The sequence below is a fragment of the Sphingomonas sp. genome (assembly GCF_035555815.1).
In the GTDB taxonomy this organism is placed as follows: Bacteria; Pseudomonadota; Alphaproteobacteria; order Sphingomonadales; family Sphingomonadaceae; genus Sphingomonas.
This window is the reverse complement of record NZ_DATMGG010000221.1, coordinates 1-1,668: the sequence shown is the minus strand read 5'-3', so window position 1 is coordinate 1,668 and position 1,668 is coordinate 1. Positions and strand designations below refer to the sequence as shown.

Sequence of the window (1,668 nt, the reverse complement as noted above, 5' to 3'; positions counted from 1 at the left end):
TCGTGCCGCTCGATCGGGATCGCCAGCTTCTGGGATCGCGCCGGGCGGCCCGGCGTCGTTTCGGGAGCACCCCAGGGGCGGGGACGCACCCGGCAGATAAGGATAGCCACCGTCGGCACGCCAGCCGCCGGAAGATCGGGCTTGCCGTCCCCGGCCGGACGGCGGGTTCATGTCAGCAGCCAGCCAGGGCCTCCCCCAAAAGCAAAGCCGGAATGTGATCGATTGATGAGACACGCCTTCCCTGAGCGGCCTCGCCAATACTGGCGCCGACCGGCGGGCATCCTCGCGCTGCTGCTCGGCAACGTCGCGGCCGTACCCGCCTGCGCCGCGCCGGCACAGGACGCGCCGCCGGCGGAGGCGCGCGCGCAGGACGGGCGCGCGCAGGACGGGCAGGCGACCGCCGCCCCCTCCGCCACCCCGGCCGGCCAGGCGCTGGCGCCGCCGCCGTCGACCATGCCCGATTCGACGGTGCCCTATGGCCCGCCGGCGCCCCCGCGTGAGCCGGTGACCGGCGACGGCTCGCTCGACGTCACCTGGACACCGCGCCCGCCAGAGGCCAGCCCCGAGCTGGAAAACGCGATCCACCTCATCACCCGCAACTATCCGACCGCGCTGGCGGCGCGCGCACGGATCCGCGCGGCGCTGGCGGACATCCGCACCGCCAAATGGGCGCGTTTCCCGTCGCTGTCCGCCGACCTCAGCTACCTCGACGATTCGCGGCGCCCGGAACCCAATCTGGCGGTCGACCTGCCGCTGTGGACCGCCGGCCGTATCGGGGCGAACATCCGCCGGGCGCGATCGGCGGAGCAGGCGGCGGTCGCCGGCTATTCGGAGGCGCTGCTCACCCTCGCGGTCACCGCGTCGGACACCTATTTCCAGATCGCCCGGCTGGCGCGCGAGGAGGACCTACTGCGCGACAGCCTGACCCAGCACCAGAAGCTGGTCGATACCATGGCCCGCCGCGTCGATCAGGAGGTGAGCCCGCTCGCCGACCTCGAACTGGCGAAATCGCGCGCGGCGCAGGTGGCGCAGGACCTCACCACCACCCGATCGCAGCGCCTGACCGCGATCCGCGTGCTGGCGGAACTGATCGACGACGCCGACTACAAGCTCGGGCTGGTGCCCGCCTATCATCCCGATATCGAGATGGCGAACCGCGAGGCGCTGACCGCGGAGGCGCTGGACTATGATCCCACGCTCAAGCGGCTCGGCTATGAAACCGACACGCTGAAGCATGAGGCGGACATCGCCAAGGCCCAGATCCTGCCGCAGCTCAACGGCCAATATGTCTACAGCGACCTGTACGGCAGCCGCGTCGGCGTCGCGCTGAAGATGCAGACGTCGAACGGCCTCGCCCAGTTCTCCGCGCTGGAAAGCGCCCGGCTGCGGGTCGATGCCGCCAACCAGCAGACCCGCGTCGCCCAGCAACAGCTCAAGAGCCAGATGGCCAGCGACGTGATCGCCTATGAAGCGTCGCGGTCGCGCGCGTCGATCTCGCGCGGGGCGTCGGATGCGGCGGATCGCGTGTCGGATAGCTATATGCGCCAGTTCATCGCCGGGCGGCGATCGTGGCTGGACATGATGAACGCGCTGCGGGAGGCGGTGAACGCGCAGATCGGCCAGGCCGACGCGGAAATCACGGCGATGGCGGCGGCGGTGCGGCTGTCG

1 protein-coding gene is annotated in these 1,668 nt (G+C 71.0%); it reads left to right on the top strand.

All coding sequences use genetic code 11. The features are described 5' to 3' along the window. Positions 1-225 precede the first annotated feature (225 nt). Positions 226-1,668, top strand: a 1,443-nt coding sequence (locus tag VNR91_RS12760; protein WP_325491151.1) for a TolC family protein, incomplete at its 3' end; no start/stop codon positions are given.